This is a genomic window from Pseudomonas sp. GW704-F2 (assembly GCF_059423025.1).
Genome location: NZ_JBWKXO010000007.1, coordinates 1 through 17,916 on the forward strand (window position 1 = coordinate 1; position 17,916 = coordinate 17,916).

The following is a 17,916-nucleotide window of genomic DNA, read 5'->3' on the forward strand; positions in this document are numbered from 1 at the left end:
TTTTTGATCTCCCCCCCTGTCTGGCATACTTGCCGCCTCTCGCTCCCCAGAATTGTCAGCCGCCCCATGCGTATCCACGTCAGCTTCATCGACCGCGTCGGCATTACCCAGGAAGTCCTGGCCTTGCTCGGTGGGCGCAATCTCAACCTGGACGCGGTCGAGATGGTGCCGCCCAACGTCTACATCGACGCGCCGACCCTGAGCGCCGAAGTCCTCGAAGAGCTGCGGGACGCGCTGTTCAGCGTCAACGGCGTGCAGGCAGTGACCGTGGTGGACATCCTCCCCGGCCAACGCCGCCACCTGCAACTCGACGCCCTGCTGGCGGCCATGACCGACCCGGTGCTGGCCCTGGACAGCGCAGGCAAGATCCTGCTGGCCAACCCGGCGTTGATCGCCTTGTACGGTCGCGAACCGGCCGGCGAAAGCATCAGCGAACTGTTCAACGATCCGGCCTTGCTCGACACCTTGCTGGAGCAAGGCTTTCGCTTGCCTCTGCGCGAGATCAGCGTCAACGGCCAGACCCTGCTGCTGGAGGCGACACCGATCACCGATGCCGGTGCCCTGCTCAGCCTCTACCAGCCCAACCGCATCGGCGAACAATTGTCGGCGCTGCACCACGACCATGCCGAAGGTTTCGATGCGCTGCTCGGCGAGTCGCCGGCGATCCGCACCCTCAAGGCGCGCGCGCAGCGTGTCGCGGTACTCGATGCGCCGCTGTTGATCCAGGGCGAGACCGGCACCGGCAAAGAGCTGGTGGCGCGGGCCTGCCACGCCATCAGCGCACGCTGCAGTGCGCCGTTCCTGGCGTTGAACTGCGCGGCGCTGCCGGAAAACCTCGCCGAAAGCGAACTGTTCGGCTACGCCCCCGGCGCCTTTACCGGGGCCCAGCGCGGCGGTAAGCCGGGGCTGATGGAACTGGCCAACCAGGGCACGGTGTTCCTCGATGAGATCGGCGAAATGTCGCCGTACCTGCAGGCCAAGCTGCTGCGCTTTCTCAACGACGGCAGCTTTCGCCGGGTAGGCGGCGACCGCGAAGTGAAGGTGAACGTGCGTATCCTCAGCGCCACCCACCGCGACCTGGAGAAGATGGTCGCCGAGGGCACCTTTCGCGAAGACCTGTTCTACCGCCTCAACGTCCTCAATGTCGAAGTGCCGCCCCTGCGCGAGCGCGGCCAGGACATCCTGCTGCTGGCGCGCTACTTCATGCAGCAGGCCTGCGCGCAGATCCAGCGCCCGGTCTGCCGCCTGGCCCCCGGCACTTACCCGGCCTTGCTCGGCAACCGCTGGCCGGGCAACGTGCGGCAGTTGCAGAACGTGATCTTCCGCGCCGCCGCCATCTGTGAAAGCAGCCTGGTGGACATCGGCGACCTGGACATCGCCGGCACCTCGGTCGCACGTCAGAGCGACAGCGAAATCACCAGCCTGGAACAGGCCGTGGAAGACTTCGAACGCAGCCTGCTGGAGAAGCTCTACGCCAGCTACCCCTCGACCCGCCAGTTGGCGAGCCGCCTGCAAACCTCCCACACCGCTATCGCCCATCGCCTGCGCAAATACGGCATCCCCAACAAACCCTGATCTGGGTGCTGTCCACTGTAGGAGCGAGCTTGCTCGCGAAAAACCCAAGGGCACCGCGTTCATCCAGGCTTCCCACATCATCGTTGACGATCTTCGCGAGCAAGCTCGCGCCTACAGGGCTCGCATTCCCAATTGGGTCTGAGAACGACATCAACTGTACTGAAAGCGCTACAGCGTAACGATATCGCTACAACCCTGCTTTTTGCGCGCCATGCAAGGCTTTGATCCACATAGGCTTTTTTTCCAGCACCGAAGTGTAGCGAAATCGCTACAGCCTCAGCCGGCAACGCATTCGTCATTTTTATCAAGTCATTGATTTATAAACACTTAATGACATTGGCCGCGATATTGCTAAGCAACTCCCCATTATTCCAATCCCGTCCACCAGACGAATCTGGCCCCCGAGGAGTTTCCATGAGCGAGTTGCGTTTCACTGAAGATCACGAATGGCTGCGCGCCGAAGCTGACGGCAGCGTCACCGTGGGTATCACCGCATTCGCGCAAAATGCGCTGGGTGATGTGGTTTTCGTGCAACTGCCAGAGTTGCAGGCTTACGAAAAAGGCGCCGAGGCGTCCACCGTCGAGTCAGTCAAAGCCGCCAGCGGCGTGTACATGCCCCTGGACGGTGAAGTGCTCGAAGTGAACGCCGAGCTGGAGGGCCGCCCGGAACTGGTCAACGAAGACCCGATGGGCGAAGGCTGGTTCTTCCGCTTTAAACCCGCCGATGCCAACGCAGTGACTACGCTGTTGGATCAGGATGCGTATGACCGCCTGATCAAAGCCAACGCCGAAGCCTGAGGAGCGCGCCATGACGATCAACTTGAGCACCGCCAACGAATTCATCGCCCGCCACATCGGCCCGCGCCAGGAAGATGAGCAGCAGATGCTCGCCAGCCTGGGCTTCGACTCCCTGGAAGCCCTGAGCGCCAGTGTGATCCCGGAAAGCATCAAGGGCACCAGCGTGCTCGGCCTGGAAGATGGCTTGAGTGAAGCCGAGGCCCTGGCCAGGATCAAAGCCATCGCCAGCCAGAACCAACTGTTCAAGACCTACATCGGCCAGGGCTACTACAACTGCCACACGCCGTCGCCGATCCTGCGCAACCTCCTCGAAAACCCGGCCTGGTACACCGCCTACACGCCGTACCAACCGGAAATTTCCCAGGGCCGCCTGGAAGCGCTACTGAATTTCCAGACCCTGATCAGCGACCTCACCGGCCTGCCGATCGCCAACGCCTCGCTGCTCGACGAAGCCACCGCTGCCGCCGAAGCCATGACCTTCTGCAAGCGCCTGAGCAAGAACAAGGCCAGTAATGCCTTCTTCGCCTCGATCCACAGCCACCCGCAAACCCTCGACGTGCTGCGCACCCGTGCCGAGCCGCTGGGCATCGACGTGGTGGTGGGCGATGAACGCGAACTGAGCGATGTCAGCCCGTTCTTCGGCGCCCTGCTGCAATACCCGGCCAGCAACGGCGACGTGTTCGACTATCGCGAGCTGACCGAACGCTTCCACGCCGCCAACGCCCTGGTGGCCGTGGCCGCCGACCTGCTGGCGCTGACCGTGCTGACCCCACCGGGCGAGTTCGGCGCCGACGTGGCCATCGGCAGCGCGCAACGCTTCGGCGTCCCGCTGGGCTTCGGCGGCCCGCACGCGGCGTACTTCTCCACCAGGGATGCGTTCAAGCGCGACATGCCGGGCCGCCTGGTCGGTGTTTCGGTCGACCGCTTCGGCAAGCCGGCCTTGCGCCTGGCCATGCAGACCCGCGAGCAACATATCCGCCGCGAGAAAGCCACCAGCAACATCTGCACCGCCCAGGTCCTGCTCGCCAACATCGCCAGCATGTACGCCGTGTACCACGGCCCCAAAGGCCTGACCCAGATCGCCCAGCGCATTCACCAGTTGACCACGATCCTGGCCAACGGCCTGCGCGCCCTGGGCCTGAAAGTCGAACAAGAACACTTCTTCGACACGCTGACCCTCAACACCGGCGCCCGCACCGCCGCCCTGCACGACCAGGCCCGCGCCCAGCGCATCAACCTGCGTGTGGTCGACGCCGAACGTCTCGGCCTGTCGGTCGACGAAACCACCACCCAGGCCGATATCGAAACCTTGTGGGCACTGTTTGCCGACGGTAAAGCCCTGCCGGACTTCGCCGCCAAGGTCGAAGGCAGCCTGCCGGCCGCGCTGCTGCGTCAGTCGCCGATCCTGACCCACCCGGTGTTCAACCGTTATCACTCGGAAACCGAGCTGATGCGCTACCTGCGCAAGCTGGCCGACAAGGACCTGGCGCTGGACCGCACCATGATCCCGCTGGGCTCCTGCACCATGAAGCTCAACGCCGCCAGCGAAATGATCCCGGTGACCTGGGCTGAATTCGGTGCCCTGCACCCATTCGCCCCAGCCGAACAAAGTGCCGGCTACCTGCAATTGACCTCCGACCTGGAAGCCATGCTCTGCGCGGCCACCGGCTATGACGCCATCTCGCTGCAACCGAACGCCGGTTCCCAGGGCGAATACGCGGGCCTGTTGGCGATTCGCGCCTATCACCAGAGCCGTGGCGATCAGCACCGCGACATCTGCCTGATCCCGTCGTCGGCCCACGGCACCAACCCGGCCACCGCCCACATGGCCGGCATGCGCGTGGTGGTGACCGCTTGCGACGCGCGCGGCAACGTCGACATCGAAGACCTGCGCGCCAAAGCCATCGAGCACCGCGACCACCTCGCCGCGCTGATGATCACCTACCCGTCGACCCACGGCGTGTTCGAAGAAGGTATCCGCGAGATCTGCGGGATCATTCACGACAACGGCGGCCAGGTGTACATCGACGGCGCCAACATGAACGCCATGGTCGGCCTGTGCGCGCCGGGCAAGTTCGGCGGCGACGTCTCGCACCTGAACCTGCACAAGACCTTCTGCATCCCCCACGGCGGCGGCGGCCCGGGCGTTGGCCCGATCGGCGTCAAATCCCACCTGGCCCCATTCCTGCCCGGCCACGCGGCCATGGCACGCAAGGAAGGCGCGGTGTGCGCGGCGCCGTTCGGCAGCGCGAGCATCCTGCCGATCACCTGGATGTACATCAGCATGATGGGCGGCGCGGGCCTCAAGCGCGCTTCGCAGTTGGCGATCCTGAATGCCAACTACATTTCCCGTCGCCTGGAAGAGCACTACCCAGTGCTCTACACCGGCAGCAACGGCCTGGTGGCGCATGAATGCATCCTGGACTTGCGCCCGTTGAAAGACAGCAGCGGCATCAGCGTGGATGACGTGGCCAAGCGCCTGATCGACTTCGGCTTCCACGCGCCGACCATGTCGTTCCCGGTGGCCGGCACCTTGATGATCGAGCCGACCGAAAGCGAATCCAGGGAAGAACTGGACCGCTTCTGCGACGCGATGATCGCCATCCGCGAAGAAATCCGCGCGGTGGAAAACGGCACCTTGGACAAGGACGACAACCCGCTGAAAAACGCCCCGCACACCGCGGCGGAACTGGTGGGCGAATGGAGCCACCCTTACAGCCGTGAACAGGCGGTGTACCCGCTGGCGTCGTTGATCGACGGCAAGTACTGGCCGCCGGTCGGCCGGGTCGACAACGTGTTCGGCGATCGCAACCTCGTGTGCGCCTGCCCTTCGATCGAGAGCTACGCATAACCTGGTCAAGAATGTGGGAGGGGGCTTGCTCCCGATGGCAGAGTGTCAGTTGATAAATCTGGTGACTGACACCCCCTCATCGGGGGCAAGTCGAATCGTCGCACCGCCCCTCCCACACTTGACCGCGTATGACCTCAAGAATAATAAGAACCTGGAGAACAACTCATGTCGTTAAGCGTGTTCGACCTGTTCAAGATTGGCATCGGCCCCTCCAGCTCCCACACCGTCGGCCCGATGCGCGCCGCCGCGCGCTTTGTCGAGGGCTTGCGCCGTGACGACCTGCTGAGCGCCACCACCTGCGTCAAGGTGGAACTCTACGGCTCACTCGGCGCCACCGGCAAAGGCCACGGCAGCGACAAGGCCGTGCTGCTCGGCCTGGAAGGCGAACACCCGGACACCGTGAACACAGAAACCGTCGCCACGCGCCTGGCACAGATGCGCAGCGCCGGCCGTTTGAACCTGCTCGGCGAACACAGCATTGTGTTCAACGAGAAAGAACACCTGGCGATGATTCGCAAACCCCTCGCCTATCACCCCAACGGCATGATCTTCCGTGCCTTCGACGCCGCCGGCATCCAGATCCGCAGCCGCGAGTACTACTCGGTGGGCGGTGGCTTTGTGGTAGATGAAGACGCTGCCGGCGCCGACCGGATCGTCGAAGACGCCACGCCGCTGACCTTCCCGTTCAAGAGCGCCAAGGACTTGCTCGGTCATTGCGCCACCTACGGGCTGTCCATCAGCCAGGTGATGCTGACCAATGAAAGTGCCTGGCGCCCCGAAGCCGAAACCCGCAACGGCCTGCTGAAGATCTGGAAGGTGATGCAGGACTGTGTGGACGCTGGCTGTCGCAATGAAGGGATCTTGCCGGGGGGCTTGAAGGTCAAGCGTCGTGCCGCCGCCCTGCATCGCCAGCTGTGCAAGAACCCGGAGTCGGCCCTGCGCGACCCGTTGTCGGTACTCGATTGGGTCAACCTGTACGCGCTGGCGGTCAACGAAGAAAACGCCAACGGCGGGCGCGTGGTCACCGCGCCGACCAACGGTGCGGCCGGGATTGTGCCGGCGGTGCTGCATTACTACATGCGCTTTATCCCCGGCGCGAGTGAAGACGGCGTAGTGCGCTTTCTGCTCACCGCCGCCGCGATCGGGATTCTGTACAAGGAAAACGCGTCGATCTCCGGTGCCGAGGTTGGCTGCCAGGGTGAAGTCGGCGTGGCCTGCTCGATGGCCGCCGGTGCGCTGTGCGAAGTGTTGGGCGGCAGCGTGTCCCAAGTCGAAAACGCCGCCGAGATCGGCATGGAACACAACCTCGGCCTGACGTGCGACCCGATCGGCGGCCTGGTGCAAGTGCCCTGCATCGAGCGCAATGCCATGGGCTCGGTCAAAGCCATCAACGCAGTGCGTATGGCCTTGCGCGGCGATGGGCAGCATTTTGTATCCCTCGACAAGGTCATCCGCACCATGCGCCAGACCGGCGCTGACATGAAAAGCAAATACAAGGAAACCGCCCGTGGCGGTTTGGCGGTCAACATTATCGAGTGCTGACGCTTAGAAGCGCGTCCGCACGTTTTTCAGGAGCTGAATATGTCCACCGAAACCCTGTTGAAAACCCCGTTGCACGCGCTGCACATCGAACTCGGCGCGCGCATGGTGCCCTTCGCCGGCTACGACATGCCGGTGCAATACCCATTGGGCGTGATGAAAGAACACCTGCACACCCGTGATCAGGCCGGGCTGTTCGACGTGTCTCACATGGGCCAGATCCGCCTGACCGGCGCCAATGCCGCCAAGGCCCTGGAAACCCTGGTGCCGGTGGATATCATCGACCTGCCCGTAGGCATGCAGCGCTATGCCATGTTCACCAACGAGCAGGGCGGTATTCTCGACGACCTGATGGTGGCCAACCTGGGGAACGACGAGCTGTTCCTGGTGGTCAACGCGGCCTGCAAGGACCAGGACCTGGCGCACCTGCGTGCCAGGATTGGCGACCAGTGCAGCATCGAGCCGCTGTTCGAAGAACGCGCCCTGCTCGCCCTGCAAGGCCCGGCAGCGGTAAAAGTGCTGGCACGCCTGGCCCCTGAAGTGACCAAGATGACCTTCATGCAATTCACGTCTCTGCGCCTGCTGGGCGTGGACTGCTACGTCAGCCGCTCCGGCTACACCGGTGAAGACGGCTTTGAAATCTCGGTGCCCGCCGCCCACGCCGAAAGCCTGGCCCGCAGCCTGCTGGCCGAGACCGAAGTCCAGGCCATCGGCCTGGGCGCCCGCGACTCGCTGCGCCTGGAAGCCGGCCTGTGCCTGTATGGCCACGACATGAACACCGACACCACCCCGATCGAAGCCAGCCTGCTCTGGGCGATCTCCAAGGCCCGTCGCGCCGACGGCGCTCGTGCCGGTGGCTTTCCCGGCGCCGACCGGATCTTTACCCAGCAGCAAGCCGGTGTGAGCCGCAAACGTGTCGGCCTGCTGACTCAGGAGCGCACACCCGTGCGTGAAGGTGCGGAAATCGTCGACGAACACGGCACCGTGGTCGGCAGCGTCTGCAGCGGCGGCTTTGGCCCGAGCCTCGGCGGCCCGTTGGCGATGGCCTACCTGGACAGCGCGTTCACTGCGTTGGATACCGAAGTTTCTGCACTGGTGCGTGGGAAAAAGGTGCCACTTCGTGTAAGTAAAATGCCATTTGTGCCGCAACGGTACTACCGCGGCTGATTGATTGTTTCTATAAGTAACGCGGTTGCGTTAACGCGCACTAATCTGTAACGCAACCGCCATAAAACAGTGCATTGACGATAGTCATTGTTATAGGGGTCAACCTATAACAAGTGACCATTTCTATCGAATAAGTCGTCCGCCCATTGTTCCCCCAAGTGCCACAAAGCCGAGCAAAACCTGGGCTTTGCGCAGGGCTTGTTTTTTCTCCATTAGTTGACGTAGAGTTTGCTCACTGTGTTTGCATGGGTCGCTTGGAACCTGGACCTGGGCAGTAGCCAAAGTTTGCTACAACCCGTTCGACGTCTCTTACTTTCCTGCAACCCAGCCCAGTACTCTTTCATGCGAAAGGGGCTGTCATTCATTTTTAGCGTCAAGGAAATAAGAAAATGTCGGATAAACGTCAGAGCGGTACCGTCAAGTGGTTTAACGACGAGAAAGGGTTTGGTTTTATCACTCCAGAAAGCGGTCCGGATCTGTTCGTGCATTTCCGCGCTATTCAGGGCAACGGCTTCAAGAGCCTGAAAGAAGGCCAGAAAGTGTCTTTCGTCGCCGTGCAAGGCCAGAAAGGCATGCAGGCTGACGAAGTGATCGCCGAAGGCTGATCCCTCCTGCGACAAAAAGCCCCTGATGGTGACATCAGGGGCTTTTTTATGGGCGCGGTAAGGGCATTGCGCCGTAAAATGCTTTTTTTCTTCAGAGAGCCGGCCATGTCCAAACCCCTGCTGAGCCCCCAAGGCGAATTCCCCGCCGTTGGCCTGGGCCGTCGTCTGGCAGCGATGTTCTATGACTTCCTCCTCTGCACGGCGCTACTGATTGTCACGGCCTTTCTCTACAAGCTGGTGTGGATCGCATTCGTGGGCGAAGCCAAAATGCGTACCCTCACCGAATCCGGCGCGCTGGACGGCGACCCGCTGCTGTCGACGATTCTGTTCTTCGTGCTGTTTGGCTTCTTCGCCAAGTTCTGGACCCATTCCGGGCAGACCCTGGGCATGCAGGTGTGGGGCGTGCGCGTACAGAACGCCGACGGCTCGCGGATCAGCCTGTGGCAGGCGCTGTTGCGCTTTGTGGTGTCGATTGCATCGTGGTTGTGCGTGGGGCTGGGGTTTATCTGGTCACTGTTCGACAAGCAGAAACGCAGTTGGCACGACATCTACTCCGACACGCAACTGGTGCAGGTTCCGAAGCGGAAAAAATAACGCCCTGCTGGTGCGGATCAAAATGTGGGAGGGGGCTTGCCCCCTCCCACATGTTCGACCGGGTCAGGCGTTGCCGGCCAGCTTCAGGCGCGCGGCCTGGGTGAAGTCCAACATGCGCTTGAGCGGGCGCACCGCCTGCGGGATCACCGAAGGCTCGACGAAGATCTCGTTGCTGCCCTCACGCAGGCACTGCAGCGTGCGCTCCAGCGTATTCATCGCCATCCACGGGCAGTGCGCGCAACTGCGGCACGCCGCGCCGTTGCCGGCGGTAGGCGCTTCGACGAAGACCTTGTCCGGGCACAGCTGCTGCATCTTGTAGAAAATGCCGCGGTCGGTGGCGACAATGAACGTTTTGTTCGGTAAACGCTGAGCGGCGGCAATCAGTTGGCTGGTGGAACCCACTGCATCCGCCAGTTCGATCACCGAGGTCGGGGATTCCGGGTGGACCAGGATCGCCGCGTCCGGGTACAGCGCCTTCATGTCTTCCAGCTGCTTGGACTTGAACTCTTCGTGGACGATGCACGCACCGTCCCACAGCAGCATGTCGGCACCGGTCTGGCGCTGAATGTAAGTACCCAGGTGCTTGTCCGGCCCCCAGATAATGGTCTCGCCGTTGTCCATCAGGCTTTCGACGATTTCCAGCGCGCAACTGGAAGTCACCACCCAGTCCGCCCGCGCCTTGACCGCCGCCGAAGTGTTGGCATACACCACCACCGTGCGCTCGGGGTGTTGATCGCAGAACGCGGAAAACTCCTCCACCGGACAGCCCAGGTCGAGGGAGCACGTGGCTTCCAGGGTCGGCATCAGGATGCGTTTTTCGGGGGTGAGGATTTTGGCAGTCTCGCCCATGAAACGCACACCGGCGACCAGTACGGTCTTGGCCGGGTGAGCAGCGCCGAAGCGTGCCATTTCAAGGGAGTCGGAGACACAGCCGCCGGTTTCTTCGGCCAGGGCCTGAATCACCGGGTCGCAATAGAAGTGGGCGACCAGCACCGAGTCCTGAGCTTTGAGCTCGGCGGCGATGGCGGTACGCAGGCTAGCCTCTTCCTCGGCACTGAGGGCCTTGGGCTGCTTGGCGTCGAGGTGGGCTTGAACCAGAAGGCGTTCGGAAATTTGCGTCATGTTCGCAAGACCTGCAGGCGCCGTTGCGCGAAAGTCGAGTGTACCACCGGCTCTGGAGCCCTTCAGGCGCCGCCGGACGAAGTGATGATGTCATCAAGCACGGGTTAAGGTGAAGCTGCGCAAGGCTACAGAATATCGAATGGATTCAAAAGCCTAATCTGGCATGGCGCGACGCATCTGTCAGGCAAAAAAACGCGAAGGCGCATCACTGGGGCTTCGCGCGTTGACCCTCAGCGCATCAGCACATCCGGATCATCCTGCAACAGGACTGAGTCATGCATCTTCGCCAATGCATCCTTCAACGTCGACTGCTCCAGCGCATCCTTGGATTTTTTGCTTTCCCTGCCCGCGTGTTCGAGCAGCGCCAAGTAGTCACGCTCGGATGAGCCCTCCTTCGGCACCACGGTGTCTTCTACCAGGTTGGCCATCACATACTTCTGCGTGTGGGTATTCTGGGAAGCCGACTGTGTGACGGAAGCACGGGTCAATTGGCTGTCTGTATAGGCAAAGCTCGCGGTGCTGCTGGCCCTGTCCTGTACTTGCATATACAGGTAATTCTGCGATTCGCGACTGCCATCAAACACCGGCGGTTTCCCACCATCAAGGCCTTTGTGGAAGCTCGCCGAAAGCACCGATTGCTGGTTCTGGGTGACGCTGCGATCCGCGCTGCTGCGACCATTAACCTGGGTTTTTTGCGACACATTGTAAGAAAAGCTGTCGACCTCTGAAGGGCGCATCGGGTTGGAGCTGTCTACGGCCTGCTTGATGGAAGCCTTGAAGCCCGCAAGACCGGTCAGCAAGCCTTTATCGCTCGGATTGTTGCTCAAGGCTTCCACGGCGCCAGCGCCTTGTGGATAGTTACTGTTCAGGGCGCTGAACGCATCTTTGAACATCGCCGGTCTTGATGCTGAGGCTGACCTGATTCTCGGCCTTATTGTGCAGCACGGTCTGGTCGGCCTTGATCGCTCCAGCGTCCCCGGCCCGGTCGGCCGTGGTGTTGAGCACCGACTGTGAAATGTCCGCGCCGCCGCCTTTGGCGAACTGCGCCACCAATGCTGCCCCCAAGCCGCTGTAGCGACTGGCCGTGGAGGTCGAGTTAAAGCGGGTGTTGATGATCTTGCTGACTGCGTCCTGGCTGTTATTTTCCCAGGCCCGCACATTTTCCCGACCCGGCATCTGCCCGTCTCGGGAGTAGATATCAACGACATCGGCAGCCGGATTACCGAGGCTGACCACCGACGCAGGTCGCACCGGCGAGACATCGACAGTGTTCGCCGAAATGGCGAGCGGTGTGGCTACAGCGCGAACAATGAGGGGATTGCTAGCGATGATCGGAGTTAGCGTAGTCATGACAGTCCATGTCTTGAAAGCTTAGCCTCCAATCTAGCCAAGATACGCCGCGTATTGACAGCATTAAAGCCGAAATAAGTGGCAAAGAGCCACATCAAAAAATCCGCCTCTTTGCCGCATCACGCAGACTCAGGAGCTGTAAGTCAACGCCACACATACCGCGCGATCGCTCGTAGGAATATGTACAGAACGTGCCGGCATTATCCAATGCCTTCCCACAGCAAAAGCAGTGCAGTGCGTAAGGAAGTCGCTGGTGGGGGGAGGTATCTTAATGACATGATGAAGGCCATTTAACCCGCTCGGCCAAACTCAAATGAATAGCACCGTCGGGATGGGCTCTGAGGTCAGCGAGCTGGCCACCTCCGGCCTGAGCCAAAACGAAGCGTTCACCGAGCGCGTACTGGCCAGCATCAACGATTGCATCCAAGTACTCGATCTCGATGCCCGCCTCACGTTCATGAGCGAAGGCGGCCAAAAAATCATGGAGGTCAGTGACTTCAACACCATCCGTGGCTGCTCCTGGCCCGATTTCTGGCAGGATCAAGGCAACCTAGACGCCAAGGCCGCCGTACAGGCCGCCAGAAACGGCGAGAGCGCCAGCTTTATCGGCCCGGCCCAGACCCTGGCCGGTAACCTGAAGTGGTGGCATGTACAGGTGAGCCCGATCCTGGGCAGTAACGGCCGGCCGGAACAGATCCTCTGCGTATCCCGCGACATCACGGCCCTGCGTGAAGCCGAAGAAGCACTGCGCAAGCTCAACGAGTCCCTGGAACAACGGGTGGTGGAACGCACCCGCGACCGCGACCGCATCTGGCGCCTGTCCCCGGACCTGATGCTGGTGGCCCAACTCGACGGCGTGATCTCCGCCGTCAACCCAGCCTGGACTCGCATGCTCGGCCACGCCGAACACGACTTGGTGGGCAGCCAGTTGCTGGCCCTGGTTCACCCGGACGACTTGGCCGACTCCGCATCGGCAGTCAGCCGCCTGGGAGACGGCAAGAACTTCCCCAACTTCAAGAACCGTTACCGCCACCAGGATGGCAGCTATCGCATGATCGCCTGGACCGCCGTACCCGACAGCGATTACATCCATGCGGTGGGCAGGGATATCCAGGCCGAAGAAGAAGCCAAGGACGCCCTGCGCCTGTCGGAAGATGCCTTGCGCCAATCCCAGAAACTGGAAACCATTGGTCAACTCACCGGCGGCGTCGCACACGACTTCAATAACCTGCTGACGGTAATCAAATCCTGCGCCGACCTACTCAAGACCCCATCCCTGAGCGAAGTGCGGCGCATCAAATACATCGATGCCATCGCCAGCACCGTCGACCGCGCCGCCCGCCTGACCGCGCAACTGCTGACCTTCGCCCGCCGCCAGGCCCTGCGCCCGGAAGTATTCAATGTCGGCGACAGCGTGTTGCGGGTGGGCGAGATGATGGACAGCCTGACTGGCTCGCGGATCAAGGTCACCATCGAAGTGCCGGATGAGCCCTGCTTTATAAACGCCGATGAAAGCCAGTTCGATACCGCACTGGTGAACATGGTGGTCAATGCGCGGGATGCCATGGCCGGCAATGGCCACTTGACCATCCAGGTCGCGACAGCCGCCTGGCTGCCGTCGGTGCGCGCCCACCCGGGGCGGGTCGCCGACTACGTGACCATCGCATTGAGCGACACCGGATCAGGCATTGCGCCGGAAAAACTCGACGCCATCTTCGAACCCTTCTACACCACCAAAGGCATCGGCCAAGGCACCGGGCTGGGCTTGTCGCAAGTGTTCGGCTTTGCCAAACAGTCGGGCGGGGAGATTCTGGTGCAGAGCGAACGCGGCAAGGGCAGCCAGTTTACGTTGTACCTGCCCAAGGTCGAGGCCAGCACGATCCCGACCGCCCAGGACAACCATCGCGTACCGATCGTCTCGAACTTGTGCGTGCTGATGGTCGAGGACAATGCTGACGTTGGCCTCTACACCTCGCAGACCCTGGAACAGATGGGCTTTCACGTGTTGTGGGTGCCGGACGCCAAGAGCGCACTGGAAGCCCTGGCCCCCAACCCGGAAAGTTTCCAGGTGGTGTTCTCCGACATCTCCATGCCCGGCATGAGCGGCCTGGAACTGCTCGACGCGATCGAGGCGCTCTATCCATGGCTGCCGGTGGTGCTCACCACCGGCTACAACGACGAATACGCGCGCATTGCCCAAGAAGAAGCCAAGCGTTTTGTACTGCTGCAGAAACCCTATGCCACCGAGACGCTGGCCTTGCTCCTGCAAAAGGTCGTCAAGGGCCGTCTGGGCGGCTTGATGGGGGTGGAGTAGGTCGACGCGACCCCAGCTCAGTCGTGAATAGTCGGCATACGCATGACGCCACACCAAGATCAGTGCATCACCGCCCTGGTGCCGCGGGTAGCCGCCGGAGCATACAAGCTGCTCACCCACGTCAAGCGCCCGGAGTCTGAAGATACCCAATGGCTCCGGCCTTGCACCCGACCGGGCATCGGGCTCGGTCATGGACTGATATGGTCTGGAACCTGGTGGAAACAGGAAGCCTTCCGGCGTCTGCAACAGGCAACCTCACTAAAGGACCTTTAAAGGTAAGGGGCAGCTGACCCAGTTTGCCAAACTGAGCCCGGCGCAAAAATCGATGATGCTTTCAGCACGAAAAGAGAGCGGTAAACTCACCGAGGGCGGGGTCCTCTCCAAAGCATGGAAATGCTGTTTCGAGCAGTGCCACCAAGTCAATACCTCGCGCAGACCATGACAGCGCCAGAAGAGAAAAAACAACACTTCGACATCATGCAGGCAACAGGCTGCAGCGAACTCGACGCAGCCATTGAGGTCGCCACGACACTGGATCGATATTGCAGCATCGAACTGCACATCATCACATTCCCCGAACAAACTACGACCTAGGAGCGCCAGGTATCAAAACACTGAATACCTTGATCCAGAGCCTGATTGAAAGCCTGACCCAATGGCTTCAACAACCTGGGAAAGATGCCATTCAGACTCTTGAAGTTTATGCCCCCGTACTGATCTAGCCGTTGCAACGGGTCTTGGTACACGCGGTGGATCGCTGTGGCATCCAGTATCAACTTGGTGTAGTGCTCAGCGATTGCCTTAGACAATATCCACAGTCTGCGGGTGCAGAAAATACAATATTGGAAGTCTTGCGCAAATACTCACTACGATCTCTGATAGTCCGCCGAGGCGGCGGCATGACCCGATCTCATAAACGCTGAGTAATTTCGGAAGATCTTTTGGCAGGCACATTCATGGCCGGCTTTCCGTTAACCCAGGACTAGGTGCAAGCTTCACCACACACAGTATCCGAACGGCGCTCAGTTGCTTCAGACCATCTCCATGCCACCTTATATCAAAAACAGCTAACCACAATATAACCCATGACAATACACATTAAAAAACTGTCAGACCTGACAGTTACCAGCAGAAAAAATACAGCTATAAATTTTCATGCAGATACATTCACACAATTACTTCTATCTAACGGTATTAAGGAGAGAAACATGGAAACCTGGCAAGACTATGTAGAGCGTCTGACGAGTTCTGGCAAAGTAACCCAAGCGGCAATAGTCGGGCTTGACGGAACAATATGGGCCCAGTCACCCGAATTAAATATTTCCAGCGACGAAATCTCGCAAATCCTGGCAGGATTTAAAGATGACAGTATTTTATTAGCGACTGGAATACATATTAACGGAGTAGAATATATGCACCGACGATCATACGAAAACCAAATACAATTTAAGTACCAGGAGACGGGCGTTCATATCGCAAAAACTACGACATGTATAATTATTGGCACCTATATCGCCGGCATGGAGCCTATAGATACACAAGCGGCAATTTCAAGAGCTCAAGAGCTTCTGCTAAAAGCCGGATATTGATTTAATACACATTAAATCGCAAGAAAACAGTATGCCTATTATTTCATTAACCCCAAGGCCAGATATGATGTGAACCACTTTTAAAATTTACATCATCTTTGGCCTTTTTAAGCAGCCCCTTCAAGCAGTCCATCCGCCCTCCTATACCTAAACTCATTTCAAGTACGATGCCACGACCGACAGCCGCCCCTCCCAACCTTAGTAAAATCCAGCGCTGTTCCCCCCACTGGCAAGCGCCTTCCAAGCGATCTTGCTCAGCCCCCGCAAGGTGTCGCAAACGCCTGGAGCTTGCTATCGAGAAGAGGCCCTCTGTCGTTGACGGCGAGCCGGACGTGGCTAAAACGGTTGGGGAGCCTGTCACCAACCTGTCTGGAGTACAAGGTCGTAGGCGTCTGCTACTGGCTGCTCTGCACGCCTTTCGGTTGCAAGGTCAAAACCTGCATACAAACTGCTCACCCACGTCGAGCGCCTAGGGTCCGAAAGATACTCAATGGCTCCGGCCTTGCACCCGATCGGCCATTGGGCTCGGTCATGGACTGATATGGTCTGGAACCTGGTGGGAAGACCTAAGGTCACCGCTGCCATCCATTGATGAAAGCGCCGAGTCATCGATGATGCTCACGCTGATGATTGGTCTGGTCGGCATGAAGTGCAACAACTGGGCTGAAGAGCGTTACCTGCCAAAGTACTTGACCATTCGATCACGGCCGATGATTCGTGTGTAGGAAGATCAGCACCTAAGGAGACTTACGAGCATTGAGGAGGATTCCCTATTCAATGCAAGCCAGCATCAAATCGCGGGCAAAAAAAAACCCGGAAATCCTCACTTGCGTGGGCCTTCCGGATTTTCTAAACCGCCAAAAATGGTGGGTCGTGTGGGATTCGAACCTACGACCAATTGGTTAAAAGCCAACTGCTCTACCAACTGAGCTAACGACCCGCTGTGTTGTGGCGCGTATAATACTGATTTCTAAGGATTATTCAACACCTTATTTTAAATAAATCAAAAATAACGCGTTGGGTCCGTAATTCCGGCCATTTTGAAGCCTTCTGCACGCAGTCGGCAGCTGTCGCATTTCCCACAAGCACGGCCGTCATCGTCTGCCTGATAGCAGGAAACAGTCAGCGAATAATCGACGCCAAGCCCTACGCCAGCCTTCACGATATCGGCCTTGCTGAGGTTTTGCAGCGGCGCCAGGATACGGAAGCCCTGCCCCTCTACCCCGGCCTTGGTCGCCAGGTTGGCCATGCGTTCGAACGACTCGATGAACTCTGGGCGGCAGTCCGGGTAGCCGGAATAATCCACTGCGTTGACGCCGATGAAAATATCGCGGGCATTCAGCACTTCCGCCCAGCCGAGGGCCAGGGACAGGAACACGGTGTTGCGCGCCGGGACGTAGGTGATCGGGATGCCTTCGCTGGGGGCTTCCGGCACGTCGATGCTGCTGTCGGTGAGCGCCGAGCCGCCGATGCCGTTGAGATTCAGGCCAATGACCTTGTGCTCGGCCACACCCATGTCGCGGGCGACGCGGGCAGCGGCGTTCAGCTCGGCGCGATGGCGCTGGCCGTAGTCGAAGCTCATGGTGTAGCAGGTGTAGCCTTCAGCCTGCGCCATGGCCACCACTGTGGCGGAGTCGAGGCCGCCGGACAACAGGATTACCGCACGTTTTTGATCAATCGGTTGTTCAGTCATTTCAGCGTCCTGGCTCGTCGTTCCAAAGGTATTTATGCAGTTGCAGTTGCAGACGGACCGGTAGGTTATCAGCCACCACCCAGTCGGCCAGGTCGCGTGCGTTCAGGTCGTGATGGCTTGGAGAGAACAGCACCTCGCCCGCGCGGCGGTCCAGGCCATACTGGATCAGCTTGGAGCTCGCCCAGTCGTAATCGTCGCGGGAACAGATCACGAACTTGACCTGGTCGTTGGCCGTCAGCAGGTCCAGGTTCTCGTAGAGGTTGCGATGTGCCTCTTTGGAACCGGGGGTCTTGAGATCGACCACTCGACTTACACGCGGGTCCACAGCGGAAATATCCAGGGCGCCGCTGGTTTCCAGGGACACCTCGTAACCGGCGTCACACAGCTGCTTGAGCAAAGGGATGGCGTTGGGTTGCGCCAACGGCTCACCGCCGGTCACGCAGACGTAGCGCGGCCGGTAACCGGCAACCTGTTCAAGGATGTCTTCAAGGGTTCGCACGGTGCCGCCACTGAAGGCGTAGGCGCTGTCACAGTACTGGCAACGCAGGGGGCAACCGGTCAGGCGCACAAATACTGTGGGCAGGCCGGCCGTTCGCGTTTCACCCTGTAACGAGTAAAAAACTTCGGTGATACGTAATGTGTCTTGCATAGTCGCCACGGGCGTAACAGCTAAACAGGCTGTCCGCCTCCGTCAGGCACTTCAAGGAATTCCGCCAACG

At 59.9% G+C, this 17,916-nt stretch carries 12 protein-coding genes, 1 tRNA gene and 3 pseudogenes; 11 read left to right on the plus strand and 5 right to left on the minus strand.

Translation table 11 applies throughout. The annotated features are described in order from the left end of the window. The first annotated feature begins 66 nt into the window (after positions 1–66). The 7 genes from gcsR (at position 67) to AC07W0_RS07815 (ending at position 9,129) form a co-directional block, all read left to right on the plus strand. The gene (gene gcsR, locus AC07W0_RS07785) at positions 67–1,575 is read left to right on the plus strand and encodes a transcriptional regulator GcsR (RefSeq protein WP_017847144.1); all 1,509 of its coding nucleotides are present in this window, start codon (positions 67–69) and stop codon (positions 1,573–1,575) included. A 414-nt stretch (positions 1,576–1,989) separates the two neighbouring features. Further along, positions 1,990–2,373 carry a glycine cleavage system protein GcvH gene (gene gcvH / locus AC07W0_RS07790; protein ID WP_046382263.1) on the plus strand — a complete coding sequence of 128 codons (384 nt, stop codon included), beginning with the start codon at positions 1,990–1,992 and terminating at the stop codon, positions 2,371–2,373. A 10-nt stretch (positions 2,374–2,383) separates the two neighbouring features. Next, a complete protein-coding gene (gene gcvP / locus AC07W0_RS07795) occupies positions 2,384–5,224 on the plus strand; it encodes an aminomethyl-transferring glycine dehydrogenase (RefSeq protein ID WP_102617341.1) in 2,841 nt (946 codons plus the stop codon). A 165-nt stretch (positions 5,225–5,389) separates the two neighbouring features. After that, positions 5,390–6,766, plus strand: coding sequence for an L-serine ammonia-lyase (locus AC07W0_RS07800; RefSeq protein ID WP_102617340.1), 1,377 nt, complete (start codon positions 5,390–5,392; stop codon positions 6,764–6,766). 39 nt (positions 6,767–6,805) lie between these two features. Beyond that, complete coding sequence (gcvT, locus tag AC07W0_RS07805) at positions 6,806–7,930, plus strand: glycine cleavage system aminomethyltransferase GcvT (RefSeq protein WP_017847140.1); 1,125 nt, start codon at positions 6,806–6,808, stop codon at positions 7,928–7,930. 389 nt (positions 7,931–8,319) lie between these two features. Continuing rightward, entirely contained in the window at positions 8,320–8,535 is a 216-nt protein-coding gene (locus AC07W0_RS07810) for a cold-shock protein (RefSeq protein ID WP_017847139.1), read from the plus strand. 105 nt (positions 8,536–8,640) lie between these two features. Beyond that, positions 8,641–9,129 (plus strand): RDD family protein, encoded by a 489-nt coding sequence (locus tag AC07W0_RS07815; RefSeq protein ID WP_046382260.1) that lies wholly within the window; start codon positions 8,641–8,643, stop codon positions 9,127–9,129. Positions 9,130–9,192: 63 nt separating this feature from the next. Here AC07W0_RS07815 and nadA read toward each other — a convergent pair whose 3' ends face one another. Both nadA and AC07W0_RS07825 read right to left on the minus strand, forming a co-directional pair. Continuing rightward, the gene (gene nadA / locus AC07W0_RS07820) at positions 9,193–10,251 is read right to left on the minus strand and encodes a quinolinate synthase NadA (RefSeq protein WP_102617339.1); all 1,059 of its coding nucleotides are present in this window, start codon (positions 10,249–10,251) and stop codon (positions 9,193–9,195) included. Positions 10,252–10,481: 230 nt separating this feature from the next. After that, positions 10,482–11,427, minus strand: a pseudogene (locus tag AC07W0_RS07825) (hypothetical protein). A gap of 487 nt (positions 11,428–11,914) precedes the next feature. Here AC07W0_RS07825 and AC07W0_RS07830 point away from each other — a divergent pair. From AC07W0_RS07830 to AC07W0_RS07845, 4 genes and pseudogenes are all read left to right on the plus strand, one after another. Further along, positions 11,915–13,915 carry a hybrid sensor histidine kinase/response regulator gene (locus AC07W0_RS07830; protein ID WP_256580840.1) on the plus strand — a complete coding sequence of 667 codons (2,001 nt, stop codon included), beginning with the start codon at positions 11,915–11,917 and terminating at the stop codon, positions 13,913–13,915. A gap of 301 nt (positions 13,916–14,216) precedes the next feature. After that, a pseudogene (locus AC07W0_RS07835) lies at positions 14,217–14,509 on the plus strand (conjugative transfer ATPase); the annotation flags it as partial. 614 nt (positions 14,510–15,123) lie between these two features. Continuing rightward, positions 15,124–15,504 carry a profilin gene (locus tag AC07W0_RS07840; protein WP_046490078.1) on the plus strand — a complete coding sequence of 127 codons (381 nt, stop codon included), beginning with the start codon at positions 15,124–15,126 and terminating at the stop codon, positions 15,502–15,504. Between the two features lie 351 nt (positions 15,505–15,855). Beyond that, a pseudogene (locus AC07W0_RS07845) lies at positions 15,856–15,960 on the plus strand (TIGR03756 family integrating conjugative element protein); the annotation flags it as partial. Between the two features lie 408 nt (positions 15,961–16,368). Here the strand turns inward: AC07W0_RS07845 and AC07W0_RS07850 are convergent. The 3 genes from AC07W0_RS07850 to queE form a co-directional block, all read right to left on the minus strand. Beyond that, a tRNA-Lys gene (locus AC07W0_RS07850) sits at positions 16,369–16,444 on the minus strand. Positions 16,445–16,507: 63 nt separating this feature from the next. Beyond that, on the minus strand, positions 16,508–17,182 hold the full coding sequence (gene queC / locus AC07W0_RS07855; RefSeq protein ID WP_162231531.1) for a 7-cyano-7-deazaguanine synthase QueC: 675 nt from the start codon (positions 17,180–17,182) through the stop codon (positions 16,508–16,510). 16 nt (positions 17,183–17,198) lie between these two features. Then, a complete protein-coding gene (queE, locus tag AC07W0_RS07860) occupies positions 17,199–17,846 on the minus strand; it encodes a 7-carboxy-7-deazaguanine synthase QueE (protein WP_017847133.1) in 648 nt (215 codons plus the stop codon). Between the last annotated feature and the right edge of the window lie 70 nt (positions 17,847–17,916).

Coding starts and splice junctions, on each gene's coding strand:
- gcsR (WP_017847144.1), top strand. CDS start 67: ATGCGTATCCACGTCAGCTTCATCGACCGCGTCGGCATTACCCAGGAA.
- gcvH (WP_046382263.1), top strand. CDS start 1,990: ATGAGCGAGTTGCGTTTCACTGAAGATCACGAATGGCTGCGCGCCGAA.
- gcvP (WP_102617341.1), top strand. CDS start 2,384: ATGACGATCAACTTGAGCACCGCCAACGAATTCATCGCCCGCCACATC.
- AC07W0_RS07800 (WP_102617340.1), top strand. CDS start 5,390: ATGTCGTTAAGCGTGTTCGACCTGTTCAAGATTGGCATCGGCCCCTCC.
- gcvT (WP_017847140.1), top strand. CDS start 6,806: ATGTCCACCGAAACCCTGTTGAAAACCCCGTTGCACGCGCTGCACATC.
- AC07W0_RS07810 (WP_017847139.1), top strand. CDS start 8,320: ATGTCGGATAAACGTCAGAGCGGTACCGTCAAGTGGTTTAACGACGAG.
- AC07W0_RS07815 (WP_046382260.1), top strand. CDS start 8,641: ATGTCCAAACCCCTGCTGAGCCCCCAAGGCGAATTCCCCGCCGTTGGC.
- nadA (WP_102617339.1), bottom strand. CDS start 10,251: ATGACGCAAATTTCCGAACGCCTTCTGGTTCAAGCCCACCTCGACGCC.
- AC07W0_RS07830 (WP_256580840.1), top strand. CDS start 11,915: ATGAATAGCACCGTCGGGATGGGCTCTGAGGTCAGCGAGCTGGCCACC.
- AC07W0_RS07840 (WP_046490078.1), top strand. CDS start 15,124: ATGGAAACCTGGCAAGACTATGTAGAGCGTCTGACGAGTTCTGGCAAA.
- queE (WP_017847133.1), bottom strand. CDS start 17,846: ATGCAAGACACATTACGTATCACCGAAGTTTTTTACTCGTTACAGGGT.